The sequence below is a fragment of the Lysinibacillus sp. NPDC092081 genome (assembly GCF_044755845.1).
In the GTDB taxonomy this organism is placed as follows: domain Bacteria; phylum Bacillota; class Bacilli; order Bacillales_A; family Planococcaceae; genus Lysinibacillus.
On record NZ_JBIVRU010000001.1, the window covers coordinates 63799 to 82711 of the forward strand.

The 18913-nt window shown below is 36.6% G+C and carries 21 protein-coding genes; 9 read left to right on the forward strand and 12 right to left on the reverse strand.

The window, feature by feature from the left end; genetic code table 11:
• Nucleotides 1-170 precede the first annotated feature (170 nt).
• The 4 genes from ACIQLB_RS00360 to ACIQLB_RS00375 form a co-directional block, all read right to left on the reverse strand.
• Nucleotides 171-1433, reverse strand: coding sequence for a HEAT repeat domain-containing protein (locus tag ACIQLB_RS00360; protein ID WP_400719657.1), 1263 nt, complete (start codon nt 1431-1433; stop codon nt 171-173).
• A 29-nt stretch (nt 1434-1462) separates the two neighbouring features.
• Nucleotides 1463-1756 (reverse strand): hypothetical protein, encoded by a 294-nt coding sequence (locus ACIQLB_RS00365; protein ID WP_400719659.1) that lies wholly within the window; start codon nt 1754-1756, stop codon nt 1463-1465.
• 316 nt (nt 1757-2072) lie between these two features.
• Complete coding sequence (locus ACIQLB_RS00370; protein WP_400719661.1) at nt 2073-2300, reverse strand: YdbC family protein; 228 nt, start codon at nt 2298-2300, stop codon at nt 2073-2075.
• Between the two features lie 99 nt (nt 2301-2399).
• Complete coding sequence (locus ACIQLB_RS00375) at nt 2400-2723, reverse strand: phosphoribosyl-ATP pyrophosphohydrolase (RefSeq protein ID WP_400719663.1); 324 nt, start codon at nt 2721-2723, stop codon at nt 2400-2402.
• 512 nt (nt 2724-3235) lie between these two features.
• Here ACIQLB_RS00375 and ACIQLB_RS00380 point away from each other — a divergent pair.
• On the forward strand, nt 3236-3727 hold the full coding sequence (locus ACIQLB_RS00380; RefSeq protein WP_400719665.1) for a hypothetical protein: 492 nt from the start codon (nt 3236-3238) through the stop codon (nt 3725-3727).
• 58 nt (nt 3728-3785) lie between these two features.
• On the opposite strand, the gene ACIQLB_RS00385 is transcribed toward ACIQLB_RS00380, so the two are convergent.
• The 3 genes from ACIQLB_RS00385 to ACIQLB_RS00395 are packed head-to-tail and all read right to left on the reverse strand — an operon-like array spanning nt 3786 to nt 4864.
• Complete coding sequence (locus ACIQLB_RS00385) at nt 3786-4238, reverse strand: DUF3658 domain-containing protein (protein WP_400719667.1); 453 nt, start codon at nt 4236-4238, stop codon at nt 3786-3788.
• The gene (locus tag ACIQLB_RS00390; protein WP_400719669.1) at nt 4207-4734 is read right to left on the reverse strand and encodes a DUF1835 domain-containing protein; all 528 of its coding nucleotides are present in this window, start codon (nt 4732-4734) and stop codon (nt 4207-4209) included. The genes ACIQLB_RS00385 and ACIQLB_RS00390 overlap by 32 nt, the downstream gene beginning before the upstream one ends.
• Nucleotides 4706-4864 carry a hypothetical protein gene (locus tag ACIQLB_RS00395; RefSeq protein WP_400719671.1) on the reverse strand — a complete coding sequence of 53 codons (159 nt, stop codon included), beginning with the start codon at nt 4862-4864 and terminating at the stop codon, nt 4706-4708. Before ACIQLB_RS00395 ends, ACIQLB_RS00390 begins: the two co-directional genes overlap by 29 nt.
• A gap of 191 nt (nt 4865-5055) precedes the next feature.
• Here ACIQLB_RS00395 and ACIQLB_RS00400 point away from each other — a divergent pair, with 191 nt between their 5' ends.
• The gene (locus tag ACIQLB_RS00400) at nt 5056-6237 is read left to right on the forward strand and encodes a pyridoxal-phosphate-dependent aminotransferase family protein (protein WP_400719673.1); all 1182 of its coding nucleotides are present in this window, start codon (nt 5056-5058) and stop codon (nt 6235-6237) included.
• Between the two features lie 288 nt (nt 6238-6525).
• Here ACIQLB_RS00400 and ACIQLB_RS00405 read toward each other — a convergent pair whose 3' ends face one another.
• A complete protein-coding gene (locus tag ACIQLB_RS00405; RefSeq protein WP_400719675.1) occupies nt 6526-7107 on the reverse strand; it encodes a TetR/AcrR family transcriptional regulator in 582 nt (193 codons plus the stop codon).
• Between the two features lie 234 nt (nt 7108-7341).
• Here ACIQLB_RS00405 and ACIQLB_RS00410 point away from each other — a divergent pair, with 234 nt between their 5' ends.
• The 4 genes from ACIQLB_RS00410 (at nt 7342) to ACIQLB_RS00425 (ending at nt 11038) form a co-directional block, all read left to right on the forward strand.
• Nucleotides 7342-8577, forward strand: coding sequence for an MFS transporter (locus ACIQLB_RS00410; protein ID WP_400721619.1), 1236 nt, complete (start codon nt 7342-7344; stop codon nt 8575-8577).
• 22 nt (nt 8578-8599) lie between these two features.
• Nucleotides 8600-9673, forward strand: coding sequence for an LLM class flavin-dependent oxidoreductase (locus tag ACIQLB_RS00415; RefSeq protein ID WP_400719677.1), 1074 nt, complete (start codon nt 8600-8602; stop codon nt 9671-9673).
• A gap of 29 nt (nt 9674-9702) precedes the next feature.
• Entirely contained in the window at nt 9703-10644 is a 942-nt protein-coding gene (locus ACIQLB_RS00420; protein ID WP_400719679.1) for an alpha/beta hydrolase, read from the forward strand.
• A gap of 202 nt (nt 10645-10846) precedes the next feature.
• Nucleotides 10847-11038 carry a hypothetical protein gene (locus tag ACIQLB_RS00425; RefSeq protein WP_049666523.1) on the forward strand — a complete coding sequence of 64 codons (192 nt, stop codon included), beginning with the start codon at nt 10847-10849 and terminating at the stop codon, nt 11036-11038.
• Nucleotides 11039-11182: 144 nt separating this feature from the next.
• Here the strand turns inward: ACIQLB_RS00425 and ACIQLB_RS00430 are convergent, their stop codons facing one another.
• Together ACIQLB_RS00430 and ACIQLB_RS00435 are read right to left on the reverse strand one after the other, a co-directional pair.
• The gene (locus tag ACIQLB_RS00430) at nt 11183-12517 is read right to left on the reverse strand and encodes a D-serine ammonia-lyase (protein ID WP_400719681.1); all 1335 of its coding nucleotides are present in this window, start codon (nt 12515-12517) and stop codon (nt 11183-11185) included.
• A complete protein-coding gene (locus ACIQLB_RS00435) occupies nt 12507-12980 on the reverse strand; it encodes a YaiI/YqxD family protein (protein WP_400719683.1) in 474 nt (157 codons plus the stop codon). The genes ACIQLB_RS00430 and ACIQLB_RS00435 overlap by 11 nt, the downstream gene beginning before the upstream one ends.
• A 187-nt stretch (nt 12981-13167) precedes the next feature.
• Between ACIQLB_RS00435 and gdhA the strand changes: the two genes are divergently transcribed.
• From gdhA to ACIQLB_RS00450, 3 genes are all read left to right on the forward strand, one after another.
• Nucleotides 13168-14541 carry an NADP-specific glutamate dehydrogenase gene (gene gdhA, locus ACIQLB_RS00440; RefSeq protein WP_400719685.1) on the forward strand — a complete coding sequence of 458 codons (1374 nt, stop codon included), beginning with the start codon at nt 13168-13170 and terminating at the stop codon, nt 14539-14541.
• 186 nt (nt 14542-14727) lie between these two features.
• On the forward strand, nt 14728-15414 hold the full coding sequence (locus ACIQLB_RS00445; protein WP_400719687.1) for a phosphoribosylaminoimidazolesuccinocarboxamide synthase: 687 nt from the start codon (nt 14728-14730) through the stop codon (nt 15412-15414).
• Nucleotides 15415-15577: 163 nt separating this feature from the next.
• Nucleotides 15578-16225 (forward strand): Yip1 family protein, encoded by a 648-nt coding sequence (locus ACIQLB_RS00450; protein WP_400719689.1) that lies wholly within the window; start codon nt 15578-15580, stop codon nt 16223-16225.
• 66 nt (nt 16226-16291) lie between these two features.
• Here the strand turns inward: ACIQLB_RS00450 and ACIQLB_RS00455 are convergent, their stop codons facing one another.
• Nucleotides 16292-17494 (reverse strand): NAD(P)-dependent malic enzyme, encoded by a 1203-nt coding sequence (locus tag ACIQLB_RS00455; RefSeq protein ID WP_400719691.1) that lies wholly within the window; start codon nt 17492-17494, stop codon nt 16292-16294.
• A 376-nt stretch (nt 17495-17870) separates the two neighbouring features.
• Nucleotides 17871-18701 (reverse strand): MBL fold metallo-hydrolase, encoded by an 831-nt coding sequence (locus ACIQLB_RS00460; protein WP_400719693.1) that lies wholly within the window; start codon nt 18699-18701, stop codon nt 17871-17873.
• Between the last annotated feature and the right edge of the window lie 212 nt (nt 18702-18913).

Sequence of the window (18913 nt, forward strand, 5' to 3'; positions counted from 1 at the left end):
TGTAGCGCAAAAACAGCGCCCGATTGTTGAAGATCATGATAATGATTCCTACCTTAGCTTGTTAAAATTACACTCCCCGTTAGAAAAAGTGAAATTCATAACAAACACTTCACAATAATTAGTTCTGGATACATTAGGAAATAGAACTATTATAAAATTAATTAAGTTTATCATTGAAAACCTTTTATACAAAATTCAATTTCTCTTACGTCGCTTTTTTCTAATTCACTACCATACTTTGATAATGTGTTCCTAATTGAAACAATTTGGTTCTTAGTTGGCAAATCAAAAGTACGATTAAAATTTACTATCCAATTAATAAAATTGGTTTTCCCTAATCTTGAGATTTCACATTCTTCCTCATTCACATAAAACTCGATAATATAGATTATTGCATCCCATTTTGAAAGTGAACTTAGCAAAAGAGCAATATTATATTTTGTATGTTTGTAATTCGTCTCTGTATACAAACTATATAATTGTTCCTTGATATCCTTATAATAAACTGTCGATAATGACCTTCTTGCAACTTTAGATATTCCTTCATCTTTATGATCAAGCAATCCAACAAATTCTGCCTTATGATTTTCTCCATCTAATAATGATATTGCACGGATAGCAGCCTTAACTATTGAAACATTACTATCATCTAAGTATGGAATTATTAACTCTACATGATTTTTCTTACCTACTTCTCCTAATCCTAATAAAGCCCCCCGAACCAATTGATAAGACTTTAACATTCGTATGTAATAAGAGGCGAAGTCGGATTTATTTTGTTTACTTAATAGGAATCTTGCTATTGACCTAATCGTACCACTCTTATCTAATAGTGCATTTTCTAGTTCTTTGATGCTCTCATCTGGAAAGAAAGAGAAATATTTCTCTAATACTTTTGCCCGTATCATTGGAAATTTGTCCTTCTTTAAAGTTGGGTAGTATAACTTAAATTCATCAACACTAATATCACTTATTAATTCATTAAACAGCAAGAGACGTGGATGAGGTTCTTTTTCTAGTTTTAGATATTTTAAAAGTAATTCTTTATTATACATTTTTGAAGATATAATGACTCGATAACAGAAATATCTTATCTTACCAAAATTAGATTTAGTACCTTTATCTAAAAAGGGAAATGACTCCTTTTGAGATAAAATATGAACCACCTGTTCAAAAATTTTTCTGTTATCATTCCTATTTGTATTCTTTAACTTAAATATTAATGGAAGGTTATTTACAATATTATTTACATATGAGTGTTTTAAACGACGCTCAACATATTTTTTAGCCGTATCCCTTACCTCTGTAACCCAATCGTTACATCTTATAAGCAAATAGGACAATTCTTTACCTGAATCATGCTGATCTAATAAATGAAGTGCTTTTTCTCTAAAGTATCCGCTTGGATGAAAGCTACATAAACCTAGAATCATTAATCTCACTTCTTCAGTCATATCGGTTGTTAATAAATTCTCTGGAGATTCAGTTTTCCAATCATATGACCAATCCAATGAAGACCAAATAAATTATCCAGCTTTGATAATTCAAGAATGTTTAATGATTGAACATAGTCATGAAGAGCTTTTGCTGTTCTAACTTTCAATTCATTAGAACTGGTTAATAATAACTCAAAAATTGCAGGTATTCGTGATACTTCATATTTGCCAGTAACCTGTAACATTTCTTCTATATAATCTTTTGAATATCTGTCAGCAGGATAATATGCTTGTTTCCTTTTAAAAAATCCCCAATTCAACTCAGTTTTTCCTCCTTTCTATGCCAAATAGACTTCTTTTAATACTGCCCATTAATTTAAGTGTAAACCTATACAATCTCTTCACTCAGAACAATTTTCTTTAAACGCCTTGTTCCGCAAAATGGCCCGTTTGTTGAATTGTCATAATCCATCTTTTCAATGCAATTGTATCAAATCTTTTTACTAATTATCGGACTTTATTACAAATGGTACCATTAGTCAGCTAAAAGGCTATACTTTACATCTATCGCTTCATGAGCATGAATCCCAACTTACATATTTAATCTAAAACAACTCTAAAGAGTAGCTCTGTACATTAATCTAAGTCTGACAATTTAGCTAATGACGTTTTCAAAAGCTGTATTTCAGACAGTGACAATGTAACACCCTTCCCCATCTTTGTATGATCCTCCGACCAATCTCTAATATCGTATTTCGGTTCACGATCATTCCAGCTAATTAAATTCAATTCTTTTTTCCAGCCTTTATTGCCCTCCGATAATACCGCAATTGTTTCAACAATTTCATATTTAATTTCTGCCATATCCATTCCTCCTTATTTTATCTGTAATAAGAACTATATCTTGAAATAATAGGATTATCAAACGTGACTACGCATGAAATAATTACACTTTGCTTCCTCCTAATCCTTCACCTCAATTAAATATATACCTTTCGAAAATCCTCCACGTTGAGTCCTCTTCTGAGTGCGTATTTGTTCTAATTGTTCGTAGGACACGTCGTACATTTGTATAGCTGTATGTATTAATTCTAAAATATCTGCAAGTTCCTCAATGGCCGCTTTTGGAGAGGTTGCCTCTAGAAATTCTATAGCTTCTTCTTGCATTTTCACTTTTATTTCCTCTAAGTGTTCTCCTTGATCTAATACTCTTATGCTACAGGTTTTACCCCCTGCTTCAATTAGTTGTGGAATTAAATCACGTACTAATTTATTGTATACTGGCATGTTATTGTCCCCTTTATTGAATTTAACCGCAATGAAATTAGTTTTTATATAATTGACCCTTTTCCGGTAATTTTTTTCATGAGATAAAAGATAGTTAGCAAACAAAATTATCCCTAATAACTCTATTATACCAACATTACTAAGGATACTTTTTGTATTTTTCAATCAATACTTAATAATTCATCAAGAAGTTTTTTTATTTGTGACAACAATACAATTGGGTTTTGTAATAAAGAGAGAAAATAATTTCGACAGCAAAAAATACCCTAATTTGCTGGATTTCTTATTTTTCGATATTACTTAAATTCAAGTGAAAGAAACAAAATTACTAACAAACCCCATTTTTATCCAATCAAGTAACTATCAAAAAATCATCATTAATACAATATTCACATCTAATAAAATAGTATAAATATATTACTAACATTAAATTCCGGATATAATTAACTGTAGATTTATGACTTTAGTATTGTTATTATTATGAAGTATTTTTTTGGAAAGGAGGTTTTCATATGTACGATTCTTCATACAATGAGTTCGATGGATTAGATGGTTTAGATGTGGAATTTCTTATTATTATGTTAATTTGTATTGCATTGATAAGCATTGCAGACTATTTGATTAATTCACTTATTTATTACCAGGCATCTAAAGCAAATGGCTTTAGCAAACAAGCTTATATCGCTTGGATTCCACTTGTTGGTGTTTATAACCTTTTCTTATTAACAGCAAAGGGTGATGATGATGCATCAGTTCGTGCAGCAACGAAAAAGAATGTTCTTATTTACGTTGGATTAATACTTGTTTCATTTATTCCGTTTCTAGGTATTATTGCTTCATTAGGTCTTTTTGGCTTTACTTTGTATTTCACATATCGCCTATTTTATCGTTGGTCTGGTGAGCCTGGGAGAGCTGTACTTTATATTATTTTATCGTTCATTACATTCGGACTATTCTATTTTATCTACGGCTTAATGAAAATGAATAAACCTTTCGTTGCATAATACATATGCAAGTACAAAAACCTCTTTACACCTTTTAAAGGTTAAAGAGGTTTTCTAGTTATTCACGTAATTTTACACTATAGTGTCTCATGGACTTAGGAATACCTTTCAATACTAGCACTCCACTATAGACTAAAAATCTTATTCTACATTCTAAAAAGAAGACACTAGGTAGCTCTTCTATTAAAGGTAAGAGTTCCGCAATCACTATCCCCGTTTTTATAAAATCTTTTATTGTTTGTTCATTATGTAGCCTTCCTATCGTCTCTATAATAAGTGGATCAAAATAATTTTCTGGAACTCCTTTTATTTCATTATTAATCCATAAGCGCAGAACATCGTTAGTTTGTGATAATGTTTCCCATTCATTTTGGAAAATAAGATGGTCCTGGATAGTTAAGGGTCTTTTTTCTTTTATGTTCACAAAAAGCTGCGCCAATTGCTGTGAACTAAGATGACTTGCCGGACAATGAGTCTTACTATGTTCTGTTGTATCTAAGAAAAATCTCATTTGATTTATCTCGCAATAAATAGAGGAAAAAACGAAGCCCACATTGTTCATCAGCATTATTACCATACCAAATATAGATAGGAACATGATTTGGAATATCTTCTATTTCACGCAATGTATTTGTAAATTTATTTTGATAAACATCTTCCTGTTCATCGTTAATATTTTCAAATAACCAATCTTTTCGAAATGCTTGACCTCTTTTCTCCTCTAGCTTCCACAATGGTCCAATTGAGAAGCAATCAGGAAATCCAATCACATGTTTAGGTGGTGCAAGCGCTACTCTTACTGAACCAGCAGCAGATTCAGAGCTCACAATATGAACTGCCTGAGTTGTTATTCGTTGGTCCACAGAACGATGTTTTTGAATACAGTCATTGATAATTTCTACTATGTCGCTTAATTTATCTTGCTCAAGCCAGAACCCCCACCCCTCAATTGCTTCACTTTCTTCATGGTTGAATGTTTCAAATAGAAGCATGATGCAGTATTTCATATGCCTCCCATTCACTATAATCCATCAAATCCGATGCGTTCAGAAAATGATGTGTTTTAATTCGATAGACAAAAACCGTATTTGATTCCAATAAAAAATAAATATATGGATAATTTACTTTCGATTCCATGACTCAGCCCCCATTTATATAAAAATTTTACCATATAAAAATTGGGGAACTATTCGTTGTATTTTCTACTCTCTTACGACACTTGACTTATCAAATTTTGAAAAAGAAGTTAGATAACAGAAAATATATGCTATATTATAGTTAGAAAATTTTGAATTTCTAATTTTAAATTACGAAGGGGTTTGATGATTGTGTATGAAAATATTTTAAGACATCCAGGACCTACGCCTATTCCTAAAAAGGTTCAGCTTGCGATGAATCGTGATATTATTAGTCATCGCAGTAATGAATTTGTGGAGCTTTACCGTGAAACAATTGAATTAGTAAAACCTGTCTTCGGGACAAAACAGGATATTTTACTCCTTCCATCAGGTGGTACGGCCGCTTTAGAGGCTGCAGCGGTTAACACTGTTTCTGCTGGTGAAAATGTTGTTGTAATTACTGTTGGAGCGTTCGGAGACTATTTTGTTTCAATTTGTGAGAAATACGGCTTTCATGTACATAAGCTTGAAAAAGAATGGGGACAAGCATGCACAGCAAACGAGTTACGAGAATTCTTGCAGCCGTTAAAAGATATTAAAGCTGTTTTTGTCACATACAATGAAACTTCGACTGGTATCCTGAACCCAATTGCTGAATTAGCACAAGTTGTTCGTGAGGAAACGGATGCATTATGTATTGTCGATGGTGTAAGTTGCTTAGGTGGAGCTCCTGCTGAAATGGATGCCTGGGGAATCGATATTCTTGTTACTGGATCTCAAAAAGCGATGATGCTACCCCCAGGACTTTCTCTTGTCAGCGTTAGTGATAGAGCTTGGAACGTTATTGAAGAAAATAATACACCGTCCTATTATTTAAACTTATTAAGCTATCGTAGCTGGGCAGAAAAAGGGATGACTCCAAACACGCCTACTGTCACACTTCTATATGGACTTCATGAAGTATGTAAACTGATAGAGGAAGAAGGAGGCTTTGAACATACAGTTGCCCGCCATGAACTAATGAAAAATATGGTGCGTCATGCGATGAACGCCCTTAATATTGAACTTCTCACTACGGATGAGCATGCTTCTCCGACCATTACAGCGATTATGGCACCAAAAGGAATTGTACTTGGTGACTTCTTGTCACATTTAAAGCAGCAATATCATTTAGATTTCGCTGGTGGCCTCGGTCATTTGCAGGGTAAAATTTTTAGATTTGGCCATATGGGCTATTGCTTCCCAAGTGATATTTTACAGGCCGTTTCTTTAATGGAAGCCGCACTTCAAGACTTTGAATATGACTTTGAGCCAGGTGCGGGTGTACGGGCAGCACAGGAAGTATTTTTAACCGCTCAGCGAAAACAATACCACGATAAAGTGAAACTTTAATCCGTGGTCTTCTGCATCCACCGGTTAGTCTTCACCAATAGGACTTACATGGATAGTTATTCTCCAATTTACTGGTTACTAATGTGGGATAAAGATTTAAACCTCCAAATCTATGCATGGATTTGGAGGTTTGTTTATTTATTTAAGTTAATTTCATCTCTGAAACAAACTTTTCGTTATGGCTCTTTTATGAGGCTAGAACATTAATAATATCGAGAAGAAGTGAAAAAAGTGAAATCGCGTCGTCGATTTCACTTTTTTTCGAAAGATGTTAATAGTTTACAAAATTTATTTGAGTAATGTTAAAGTTGTTGCGATTGCATTGTCAACAAATGATTTTTGTGGTTGAGATTTCATCATGACCGTTAATCCAATTAACGCCACAATTAGAGCCTGTGCTATAGACTTTGCATCCATGCCTTCCTCTAACTCCCCAGATTGGATTCCTCGTTCAATTGTCTCCTGAAAAATGACGGCGAGATAAAGTTGATGTTCTCTCGTTAAGATTTCAAATCTCTCATCATGAGGAGCTAATTCAACCATTGTATTGATGCAAAAACAGCCGTTACTAAGATCTTTCGTATATTCAGCTGCAATCACTTCTTCAAAAAAAATAGCAAATGCCTGTTTTACAGAGGTATGACTTTGAAGTCTAGCTCGTATATCAGCTGCACGAGATGTCGTATATCTACGAAGTGCTGCTTCGAATAGTTCCTTTTTATCACCAAAGGTTGAATAAATACTCGGACGTTGAATCCCCATTCTTGCAGTGAGATCACTTAAAGAAGTAGCTTCATAGCCCTTCTCCCAAAATAACTGCATGGCAGCCTCTAAAACTTTTTTCTCATCAAATTCACGGGTTCTTGCCATAAAAAATCCACCTCCTTTGTTTAAGAGTTATTGAGTTTGTCACTATTAAATTTTAAATACCAAACAGTATGTAAACATTGTATAATCAGCTGCTTTTATTGTCAATTTTCATTGTATTAGGTAAATACGGAGTAAAATAATTTTAAATAAACCCTTGACATTATAAACAACACTAAGATATATTTACCAATAATTATATTGTACCGAACGGTATGTTATAATTAAAATCCAATGATGAAAGGAGGAAATGGTGTGGATAATGACCCGAAGCAAGAAGTTGATGCACCTGTGATGAAACTACAACCTTCTATGTCTAGAACTGTAACTTTATTATTCGCAACAGCCTGTGGAATGTCTGTCGCCAATATTTATGTCGCACAGCCGTTGCTTGATCAATTGTCTAATGAATTTAATATTGATCACTCGATAATAGGTGTTGTAATTACCATCACGCAGATCTTTTATGGGTTGGGCTTATTACTTCTGGTGCCTCTCGGAGATTTACTAAACCAACGACGCTTGATTATTGGACAGATGCTATTATCCACAACGGCTTTGGTTATAGTTAGTACCGCTTCTTTTAGCGTGGCGCTTTTTACAGGTATGGCCTTAGTCGGTTTACTTGCAGTTGTGACGCAGACACTTGTGGCGTTTGCAGCAACTATGGCTTCCCCCACAGAACGTGGACGTGTTGTTGGCATTGTCACAAGCGGGATCGTCATTGGCATTCTGCTCGCTCGAACCTTCGCTGGTCTATTAACAGACCTTACAGGATGGCGTTCAGTCTATCTAGTCTCGGCCGCCCTCATGCTTGTAATGGTTTGTATGTTTCTAAAGGTGTTACCAAAGGTGGAGCGTGAAGTAAAATCGCTCCCCTATCATCAGCTAATTAAATCCGTGTTCACTCTGTTTATGCAAGAAAGAACATTACGTATCCGCTCAGTTCTAGCGATGCTAATTTTCGCTGATTTTAGTATTTTGTGGACTTCACTTGTTCTGCCACTTAGTGCGCCACCATTAGCTCTTTCACATAGTGTAATTGGCGCATTTGGTCTCGTTGGAGTGGCTGGTGCACTAGCTGCAGCACAGGCCGGGAAACTGGCCGATCGAGGTTACGGACAAAGAACGACAGGTATTGCTTTAGTTCTATTACTCATTTCATGGTTGTTTATCAACTATCTAGAACAGTCTTTATTGGCATTAATTGTAGGTATTGTGTTGCTTGATTTGGCCGTACAGGGAGTACATGTAACTAATCAGACGATGATTCTTCCATTACGTACAGAGGCACGGAGTCGACTTACTGCTGGATATATGATGTTTTATTCCATCGGCGGTGCTGGCGGCTCAATTGCTTCTACACAGATGTATGCACACTTTGGTTGGGAAGGGGTTTGTTTCCTCGGAGCTTTAATCAGTGCATTTGCTCTTATTTTTTGGGTTACGACTAAACGGTTTACAAAATATTAGATTTGATTAGGAGAGATAACAAATGGAAATAGGAATTACCTCTTTTGTAGAAACAAAACCAGATGTTCATAGTGGTGAAGTTATTAGTCACGCACAACGTTTGCGTGAAGTGGTTGAAGAAATCATTCTTGCAGATCAAGTGGGGCTGGATGTGTTTGGTGTTGGCGAGCACCATCGAGAAGATTATGCTGCATCCTCTCCAGCAATGGTGCTATCTGCTGCAGCTCCACAGACAAAAAAGATTCGGCTTACAAGTGCAGTAACAGTTCTATCTTCAACTGATCCTGTACGTGTCTTTCAGGATTTTTCCACATTAGATGGACTATCAAATGGGCGTGCTGAGATTATGGCAGGTCGTGGTTCCTTTATCGAATCCTTCCCCTTGTTTGGCTACAATTTAAATGATTATGATGAACTATTTGAGGAACATTTGGACTTACTCCTCAAAATTCGTGAGTCAGAAAAAGTAGTATGGGAAGGTAGACATCGACCAGCAATCAATAATTTAGGTGTGTATCCAAGACCTGTTCAAAACTCCTTACCAATATGGGTTGGTAGTGGAGGAAATCAACAATCTGCCATCCGTGCAGGACTTTTAGGATTACCACTTATGCTAGCAATCATTGGTGGCAGTCCAATGCAGTTTGCACCTATCGTACAGCTCTATAAAAAGGCAGCTGCTCAAGCAGGGCATGATTTATCAAAGCTTCAGGTGGGATCTCATTCAATAGGTTTTGTTGGTCAGAATACTGAATGGGCAGCGGATACATTTTTCCCATCAACAAAGGCGGGCATGAATAAATTAGGCAAAGAACGGGGTTGGCGATATTACGATCGCTCTAGCTATGATGCTGCACGAAGTTTTGAAGGGGCGTTATATGTGGGTGATCCAGATACAGTTGCTGAAAAAATCATCCATCTTCGTAAACACGTAGGGATTACACGTTTTATGCTGTACGTACCATTAAGTACAATGCCACATGATCAAGTTATGCAAGCTATAGAATTGCTCGGAACAAAAGTTGCTCCTCGTGTACGTGAGGAAGTTGCCAAATGGGAGGCGGAAATGGCACTAGAAGGACATCCATTTCTTTAAGATATCATTATTTAACAGGAGGAATTTATATGACGATCAATAACCGAGTCTTGCCAGAATTAAGACAGGCTTACTCCCAATTTCCAGGTTTTCGGTTGGAGAAAGATTTAGAGTGGAGTCGAAGTCTCTTGTCCAACCCACCTTCGGAGAAGTCAGAACTTGTACACACATCAAATCGTATGATTCCCAGGGGTGACGGAGACGAGATGTTGGTTAAAATTTATGAACCCGTTGAACGAAATATTAATCAACTTCCAGCGATGCTTTGGATTCATGGCGGTGGCTTCGTTATGGGACACCCTAATATGGATGATATTTTATGTGAACGCTTTGTTCAGACTGCTAATTGCGTTGTCGTTTCGGTTGATTATCGACTTGCTCCTGAGCATCCCTATCCGGCGGCTATAGAAGATTGTTATGCAGGGTTAGTATGGATGACAACCGAGGCATCATCACTTGGCATCGATGTCCAACGGGTGGCGATTGCAGGCGCAAGTGGTGGCGGAGGGCTAACAGCAGCTCTAGCATTAATGGCTCGCGACAAAGGAGGACCCTCAATTATATTCCAGATGCCACTGTATCCGATGCTTGATAACCGAAATGAAACACCTTCCAGCTACGAGATTACCGAGGATCGTGCAACATGGAGTAGAACTAATAATTTGACAGCTTGGCGTATGTATCTAGGTGAGGAAAAGGACACCCATGAGCTATCTCCCTATGCAGTCCCTTCAAGAGCAGATAACTTAGCAGGATTACCTCCAGCTTATACATGTATAGGTCAATTCGATTTATTCCGAGATGAAACCATTGAATACGTGACACGTCTTGCCCAAGCAGGAGTAGATGTTGAATTCCATCTCTACCCCGGTAGCTTCCATTGCTTTGAAGTCTTTGTGCCAGATGCGGAAGTAAGTCAACGAGCTAGTCAGAATTATTTAGATGCTATGGCACGCGCACTTTATTCTTAATATCGGATAACCCTAAACTTCAAATGTAGCCCTCTCCGTGTAAGAGAACGATACACCTAAGTAAAATTGCAATTTAGGCCAGTACTTCACGGCATAATCGACTGAATAATCTTTTACAGCCAGAATTATGAATATGAGTACATTTTCAAAAGCTAAAAGTGTTATACTAATAAGCACGTTATAAATTGAGGAGTTAGACAGTATGAAATATTTTAAACCACAAATGCAGCAACTTGTGAAAGAAAACCGTGAATTACATGATCGCCTAAAAGAGTTAATGTCCGAAATGGATTTGCAAAAAAATTATGCTTTGAAAGCTCTATATCACGCTGAGGTAGCGGACGGTGGACGCTATCAGCAAGATTATCAAGCGTTGGACTATTTATATAAATAACTCTAAATGAGCAAAATACTTGAAATAAAACACGATGTGATATTTTGAATAAATTTGCGATCAAATTTTTAAAAGTAATATACGCAAGAATGTTGATTCCAAATAGCATTCTTGCGTTTTTTCATTAACTAACTACCTTAATCATTAATTCTTGCTACTTGCATCCACCTTTGCCATGTATTCCTCACGCATTTCCACCGGCACCATACTTCCACCTGTTGCCCATACAAGATGGGTAGCTTGCTCCATCTTATCAACTAAATCATGCTTTTCTAAATAACTTTGTCCATTTTTCATTAACTGAATAGGACCAAACATCCCTGCATGTGCAGATGGCTCTAAAAATAAACCTTCTGAATCCATGGCTAAACCAAGTGACGTAAACAATTCCTCATCTTTCACTGTATAACAGCCGCTAATATACGTATCCATAACTTTCCCAACGAATTTAGAAGCACGACCAACAGCAAGGCCATCTGCTTCGGTTTTATTATTAAGACCAATATCTTCTACACTGATCTCATCATGTAAACCTGTCATCAAGCCAATTGTCATACAAGGGGATGCAACGGGCTCAGCGAAGAAGATATGGGCATGCTCTCCAAAAATTTCACGTATGCCGTACGCAACTCCCCCCGGTCCTCCTCCTACACCACACGGCAAATATACGAACAATGGATGGGCTTCATCCACAGTAATATTCGTCTTTTCAAACTGTACTTTTAAACGCTTTGCCGCCACTGCATAGCCGGCAAATAAGTCCTTCGAATTCTCATCATCAATGAAATGACACATAGGATCTTGTTCAGCCTCTTGACGACCTTGTTCTACAGCAACGCTATAATCAGCCTCATATTCAATAACTGTCGCACCTTTTTCACGCAACAATGCCTTTTTCCACTCTTTTGCATCACTCGACATATGTACAACGACATTAAAGCCGAGTTTTTTGCCCATAATGCCGATACTTAATCCCAAATTACCTGTAGAACCTACGGCAATTGTGTATTGCTGGAAGAAGGATTGAAAGTCCTGTGTTACCAACACTGCATAACTATCCTCTTTTGTTAGTTTGTCACTAGCGATTGCAAGCCGTTCTGCATGCCTTAATACTTCAAAAATACCACCACGGGCTTTAATAGAGCCGGAAATTGGCAATGCATGATCGCATTTTAAGATAAATTGACCTGGTATTAAAATATCATATTCCTTTTCAAGAGCTTTCTTCAATAAAGGTATATCTTGTAAAGATGATTCAATAAGTCCTTTGCTTTCTAAAAGCTCTGGAAATGCTAAAGTTAAATAGGAAGAAAAGCGTTTAAGTGTTTCTTCTGCCTCCTCAACTTCCTTCATTGAAAAAAGACTTGTTTGCGCCTGTTTTTTTCTATTTGTATTTTCCCAAAGCACAGTTTCATGATTTGCTAGCTCTTTTAGTTTCGGAAATTGTTTTAATAGTTCGTGTTTAAGCTCATTTTTCACCTTCAGATTCCTCCATTTTTTTAGCTAAAATTGCTCGTTCACAAATTTGTCGAAATTTCAATTCGAACGAAATATTGTTTTCTTGTGTTCGTTTTTTAGGTCCTCTCGTACGTCCACCAGCACGTCTAATTTTTTGTCCAACATGGCGCATATCGAGCAAACGTTCGATATTTTCATTGGACATCTCACGCCCATTTTGATCGATTGGATAACCCCCTCTTGCCAAAACCATAGCCGCTAAACCGTAATCCTGTGTAATGACAATATCATGCTTTGAAAGCGCATTCACTAGCGTAAAATCAACCGAATCTGGACCCTTAGGAACAATAATTGTTATTATGTTATCACGTTCGATACGGTGGGATGTATCGCAAAACAAGATTGTTTCAATCTCAAACTCAGATGATATAGATAGCGCTAAATCCACGACTGGACAGGCATCAGCGTCAATTAAAACCTTCACAATAAAGCATCATTCCTTTCTCATAATTAGATAGATCATTCACGTTGTTATTATTTCAATATAATAAATCCCTCCCTCCATTTGTTCAATTTTTCACAAACTTTAGACTGTTGGAAAAAGTATTTTATTGAATAGTGCGAAAAATAGATATACGATACAAATATCAAATAACTGGAGGTTTTTTACTATGACAACTACAATTGTAAGCAACGAACAATTAGCAAAAGAATACGTTGATGGCGTATTCGAGCAACTAAAACAACAAAATAGTTATCAAGCGGAGTTCTTACAAGCAGCTGAAGAAATTTTCATTTCATTAGTGCCTGTATTTGCACAACACCCTGAATATATTAAAGCCAATATCTTATCTCGTATCGTTGAGCCAGATCGTATTATTTCTTTCCGTGTGGCTTGGCAAGATGATAACAATCAAGTTCAAATAAACCGTGGTTATCGTGTTCAATACAGCAACGTAATGGGGCCATACAAAGGCGGTCTTCGCTTCCACCCTTCCGTAAATGAATCAATTATCAAATTCTTAGGCTTTGAACAAATCTTTAAAAATGCTTTAACAGGCCAACCAATCGGTGGTGGTAAAGGTGGTTCGAACTTCGATCCTAAAGGTAAATCAGATTCGGAAATCATGCGTTTCTGTCAAGCATTCATGACTGAATTATACCGCCATATTGGTCCAGATGTCGATGTTCCAGCAGGTGATATCGGTGTTGGTGCTCGTGAAGTAGGTTATTTATGGGGCCAATATAAGCGTTTAACAAAAGCAAACGAATCTGGTGTATTAACTGGTAAAACTCCTGGCTATGGTGGTTCTTTAGCCCGTAAAGAGGCAACTGGTTATGGTACTGTATATTTTGTAAATGAAATGCTAAAAGATGTCAACGATTCATTCGAAGGTAAAACAGTTGTAGTTTCTGGTTCTGGTAACGTTTCAACATATGCTATTGAAAAAGCACAAGCTTATGGCGCAAAAGTTGTTGCTTGCTCTGACTCTTCAGGCTATGTTTACGATCCAGAAGGTTTAGATCTTGATGCAATTAAAGAAATTAAAGAAGTAAAAGGCGATCGTATTTCCACTTACTTAAACTATCGTCCAGATGCTACATTTACAGAAGGCTGTACTGATATCTGGACGATCCCTTGTGACATCGCGCTTCCATGTGCTACTCAAAATGAAATTAATGGTGAATCAGCTCGTACTTTAATTTCTAACGGTGTGAAAGCTATTGGTGAAGGCGCAAACATGCCATCAGATCTTGAAGCAATTAACGAATTCTTAAATGCTGGCGTATTATTCGGTCCTGCTAAAGCTGCTAATGCCGGAGGTGTTGCTGTATCTGCTCTTGAAATGGCGCAAGATTCTAGCCGCGTATTCTGGTCATTTGAAAAAGTAGATGCTAAATTACATGAAATTATGAAAAACATTTACGCGGACAGTAAAGCGGCTGCTGAAAAATATGGTTACCCTGGCAATCTTGTAGTTGGCGCAAACATCGCTGGCTTCATAAAAGTTGCTGATGGTATGCTAGCTGAAGGCGTATATTAATACCCATTTAGAATCCTCTTAATCTACCGTAAGATGATAACGAATATTCGTTATCATCTTACTTTTTGTTAGAAATAAAGTTAAAAACCATAAAAATCAACGTTTAAAACGAACAATTTTACTATTAAACATTTAAAATATTCGTGTTATAATATTAGAGTACTATGAAATATTGGAGGGTTTTTTGTGGAATTATTGTATACAGGTAAAACGAAAAATGTGTTTCAATTAGAAGATGGTCATTACTTATTAAAATTTAAAGATGATGTAACTGGTGAAAACGGCGTATTCGACCCAGGTGCTAATACTGTTGGATTAACAATCGACGGCGCTGGTTTAGCTGGACTTCGCTTAACTTCTTATTTCTACTCAAAACTAAACGAACAAGGTGTTCCTACTCACTATGTTGATGCAAACTTCAACGATGCAACAATGACAGTAAAGCCTGCAACTGTTTTCGGTAAAGGTTTAGAGGTCATATGCCGCTTCAAGGCAGTAGGCTCTTTCCTACGTCGCTATGGTGCTTACGTGAAAGAAGGACAAGACTTAGATTCTTTCGTAGAAGTTACCATCAAAGATGATGATCGACTAGATCCTCCTATTTCTGAAGATGCTTTAGCCATGTTAAACCTGTTAACACATGAAGAATACGCAATTTTAAAGCAACGTACAATTGAAATCGCTAAATTTATTGCTGCAGAGCTTGACAAAAAAGAGTTAACACTTTATGATATTAAACTGGAGTTTGGCCGCGATGCTAAAACAAATGAAATTTTATTAATAGATGAAATTTCAGGTGGTAATATGCGCGCTTACAAAGGCGAACAATACATAGAACCATTAGAGCTTGAAAAAATTATGTTAGCTGAATAAAAATGCCATGTCTGACTAGATACGAGTAATCAAAAAGAGTCGCTTTCTTGCGGCTCTTTTTGTTGATAAGATGGTTTTTCTTTTTTTCGAAACTTTTCATCGGATCACTCGTATACTAATTATACGCATAATGCATTTATACTATTATTTTGGAGGTAATTTAATGGATAACTTTAATGAAACATCACGAGAAAGGCTAAAGGTTAATCCATTTTTGTCTATTTGGTTGCATCCAAAGCAAACAGCCCGTTACATGATAGAAGAAAAATCAATAGGTTTTGCGATTCTTCTTTTGTCAATTGGTTATATTGGTGTTACACTTTCAGACCTTATTGATAAGATCTCTTTTATAGACTGGTCTCCTTGGCTTATCGTACTAATTTGTGTTATTCTATCACCGATTTCAGGAATAATCGGTACGGCTTTTGTTGCACTAATCGCTTGGCTGTTCGGTAAACTTTTTAAAGGAACAGGTACGTACTCACACTTATTTAAAGGGCTAAGTTTAACCGCTATTCCATTTATTATACTTATTCCTTTTTATTTAATTTGGTTATTTACATCACCTGAGTCTTTAATGGACCCTGACTTCGCTGGTCCTTACCCTTGGGTTTTTTGGCTAGCCATTTTAGTAACGCTTGTGATTGGTATTTGGTCAATCGTCATTACTGTAGGAGTTGTTGCAGAGGCACATCAAATATCTAATTGGATGGCCTTCTTTACACTCTTAATTCCGAGCATTATTTTCTTTATCTTAATCATTATTCTGATTATTGTTCTCTTTTTCGTTTTAGGTATTTTTATGATGTAAAAAAATCTCCCCTCTCTATGAGAGTGGGAGATTTTTTTACATTCACTGTATGGTCGATTTTTCATTTTAAACCGAAAGGACTGTATTTTGTTGGAACAACTCCGACACACCTGACTCAACAGCTGCACCACTTACAGCTTGCGAAACAATTTCAACAACCCGCTCATCTAATGATTTAGGTACAATATATTCCTCCTTTAATTCCTCATCACTTACAAGAGCAGCTATTGCTTCCACTGCAGCTATTTTCATCGCCTCATTAATATCTGTTGCTCGAACATCCAACGCTCCGCGGAAAATACCAGGGAAAGCAAGCACATTGTTAATTTGGTTTGGATAATCAGAGCGTCCTGTCCCCATAATACGTACACCCCATGCTTTGGCGTTTTCATACGTAATTTCAGGATTTGGATTTGCTAGTGCAAACACGACTGGATCTTCATTCATTGAAGCAATATGTGCTTCTGTTAATAAATTAGCAACAGATACGCCGATAAAGACGTCAGCGCCTTTAATGGCATCCTCCAGTGTTCCATGTAATTTTTCTGGATTTGTTAAATGGGCAACCGTTTCTTTAATTGGATTCATACCTTCAGCGCGCCCTTCATAAATGAGACCTTTTGTATCGCACATATAAATATTTTTATAGCCCATTTGCACAAGAATACGCAAAATTGCAATGCCCGCTGCTCCTGCACCATTAATTACGACTTTCATCGTTGCCACATCTTTCTTCACAATACGATTGGCATTAATCATCCCTGCACCTACAACAATCGCCGTTCCATGCTGATCATCATGGAATACAGGAATATCACATTCTTGGCGCAGACGATCTTCAATTTCAAAGCATCTTGGCGCTGAAATATCTTCTAAATTTACAGCACCAAAAGTGGGAGCAAGCGCCTTCACAATGCTGACGATTTCATCCGTATTCTTCGTATCTAAACAAATAGGAAAAGCATCAACATTGGCAAAACGCTTTAATAAAATAGCCTTCCCCTCCATTACTGGTAATGCTGCCTTCGGACCAATATCCCCTAACCCTAATACCGCTGTACCATCTGAAACAACCGCCACCATATTACCTTTCATTGTATAGTCGTAAACAAGTGATGGATTTTTCTCAATCTCTACACAAGGCGCAGCTACCCCTGGAGAATACGCAAGACTTAAATCATATGAATCTTGCACAGGCACCTTAGATATCACCTCTAATTTCCCACTATAATACTCGTGCATTTCTAAAGCCTTTTTCATAATGTCCATTCAATCCCATCCTTTTCTTTTGAATTATTATATATTTCAGAATCATAATACTTTGTGAAAATAAAGTCAACGAATTTTCTGTCAATTTTATTTTTTCTTCTAAATAGAGCCATTTATTATCGTCTGCTCTAATTTTACGCTTTGTTATCAACTTCACAATCAATTATTCTGATATAATATAAACGTCGATTTGCTTTATAAAAAATGTACAAATACCTCCATTAAGCCTGTTCAACTTTTCACATAGTATTTTTCTTGTGTAAATGAGAAATTTTTCACAAACGAATGTAAGCGTATCCATTATTCCATCTGGTTCCGTCACATTTTCTTCACATTTTTTCACAAAGTTTTTTATTATTTCAACAAAAAAGAGCCCCTATTTTAAGGACTCTTGCGTAAATTGATTAATAAAAGCGGTAATAATATGCTTGGAAGACCACTGTTCCCCTGATACTTTCGTAATCGGGTAATCACGAGAAAAGATAGATTTTGTAATTTCGTCTACTGAATAACCTTTAAGAAACAACTGCCTTATGTTATTCTCCATATCTTCTAAATAAGCAATTTTTTCTTGTATTTTCGCTCGACCATCCGCTAGAAAGCCTGAATGACAGCAATATACTACCTCGAAATCATAGTTTAAGATTTTCTTCAAAGACGCCAAGGTATGTACGATATTTTCTTCATCCAGGACAACCTTAGTTTTCGTCTGTATATACAAATCGCCTGTAAACATAGCACCTGTTTCTCGATTGTAAAATGATACATGATCGGTCGTATGTCCTGGTGTTTCAATAACATCCAATGTAGCTGATTTCGTTTGCAATGTATTGCCTAACGGTTGAGCAATAAATGCTGGTCGCTCCCCCCATAATGCCTGTCGATAAAAAGGATATTCACCATCCTTTGCACAAAGACTTACCGAATCACGGTGAACATAGATAGGTACACTCTTATGTTGCTGAATCCATGCTGCATTTCCTGAATGATCCTCATGAGAATGAGTGAGCGCCAATTGTTCAATCGGTATTTCATTAAAAAAGGATTGGAACTCCCGTGAAAGTGAATATGAGCCTGTATCAATTAGTACCCCATCCACCAAAAAGCTATATACACTCATTCCAATACCCTGAACTGCCACTTTACCATGCGCACATTGCACATCACGATTTTGTTGAATCTCTATACTTTTCTCTCGTTTAAACATCCTTTTCCACCCCTTTGTAAAAAGAGTGTAGCATAAAATGAATAACCAGTCATTTTATGAATACATCACAACTTTCATCGTTTGTTTAATACTCTTTCTCAAACTATAGAAAAGGAACAGTAAACGTAGATTGACGATTACTATCAAAACAGCTCATATTATTAATAGCGAGATCATAATTTAAAGGTAAGCCCGAATTCAAAAAACGCATG

Excerpts from the sequence above, each read along its gene's own strand:
- ACIQLB_RS00415 (WP_400719677.1), top strand. The coding sequence starts at position 8,600 with ATGGAAATAGGAATTACCTCTTTTGTAGAAACAAAACCAGATGTTCAT.
- gdhA (WP_400719685.1), top strand. The coding sequence starts at position 13,168 with ATGACAACTACAATTGTAAGCAACGAACAATTAGCAAAAGAATACGTT.
- ACIQLB_RS00395 (WP_400719671.1), bottom strand. The coding sequence starts at position 4,864 with ATGGAATCGAAAGTAAATTATCCATATATTTATTTTTTATTGGAATCA.
- ACIQLB_RS00420 (WP_400719679.1), top strand. The coding sequence starts at position 9,703 with ATGACGATCAATAACCGAGTCTTGCCAGAATTAAGACAGGCTTACTCC.
- ACIQLB_RS00450 (WP_400719689.1), top strand. The coding sequence starts at position 15,578 with ATGGATAACTTTAATGAAACATCACGAGAAAGGCTAAAGGTTAATCCA.
- ACIQLB_RS00460 (WP_400719693.1), bottom strand. The coding sequence starts at position 18,701 with ATGTTTAAACGAGAGAAAAGTATAGAGATTCAACAAAATCGTGATGTG.
- ACIQLB_RS00360 (WP_400719657.1), bottom strand. The coding sequence starts at position 1,433 with ATGATTCTAGGTTTATGTAGCTTTCATCCAAGCGGATACTTTAGAGAA.
- ACIQLB_RS00410 (WP_400721619.1), top strand. The coding sequence starts at position 7,342 with ATGAAAGGAGGAAATGGTGTGGATAATGACCCGAAGCAAGAAGTTGAT.
- ACIQLB_RS00390 (WP_400719669.1), bottom strand. The coding sequence starts at position 4,734 with ATGAAATACTGCATCATGCTTCTATTTGAAACATTCAACCATGAAGAA.
- ACIQLB_RS00385 (WP_400719667.1), bottom strand. The coding sequence starts at position 4,238 with ATGAGATTTTTCTTAGATACAACAGAACATAGTAAGACTCATTGTCCG.
- ACIQLB_RS00375 (WP_400719663.1), bottom strand. The coding sequence starts at position 2,723 with ATGCCAGTATACAATAAATTAGTACGTGATTTAATTCCACAACTAATT.
- ACIQLB_RS00425 (WP_049666523.1), top strand. The coding sequence starts at position 10,847 with ATGAAATATTTTAAACCACAAATGCAGCAACTTGTGAAAGAAAACCGT.
- ACIQLB_RS00380 (WP_400719665.1), top strand. The coding sequence starts at position 3,236 with ATGTACGATTCTTCATACAATGAGTTCGATGGATTAGATGGTTTAGAT.
- ACIQLB_RS00455 (WP_400719691.1), bottom strand. The coding sequence starts at position 17,494 with ATGGACATTATGAAAAAGGCTTTAGAAATGCACGAGTATTATAGTGGG.
- ACIQLB_RS00405 (WP_400719675.1), bottom strand. The coding sequence starts at position 7,107 with ATGGCAAGAACCCGTGAATTTGATGAGAAAAAAGTTTTAGAGGCTGCC.
- ACIQLB_RS00370 (WP_400719661.1), bottom strand. The coding sequence starts at position 2,300 with ATGGCAGAAATTAAATATGAAATTGTTGAAACAATTGCGGTATTATCG.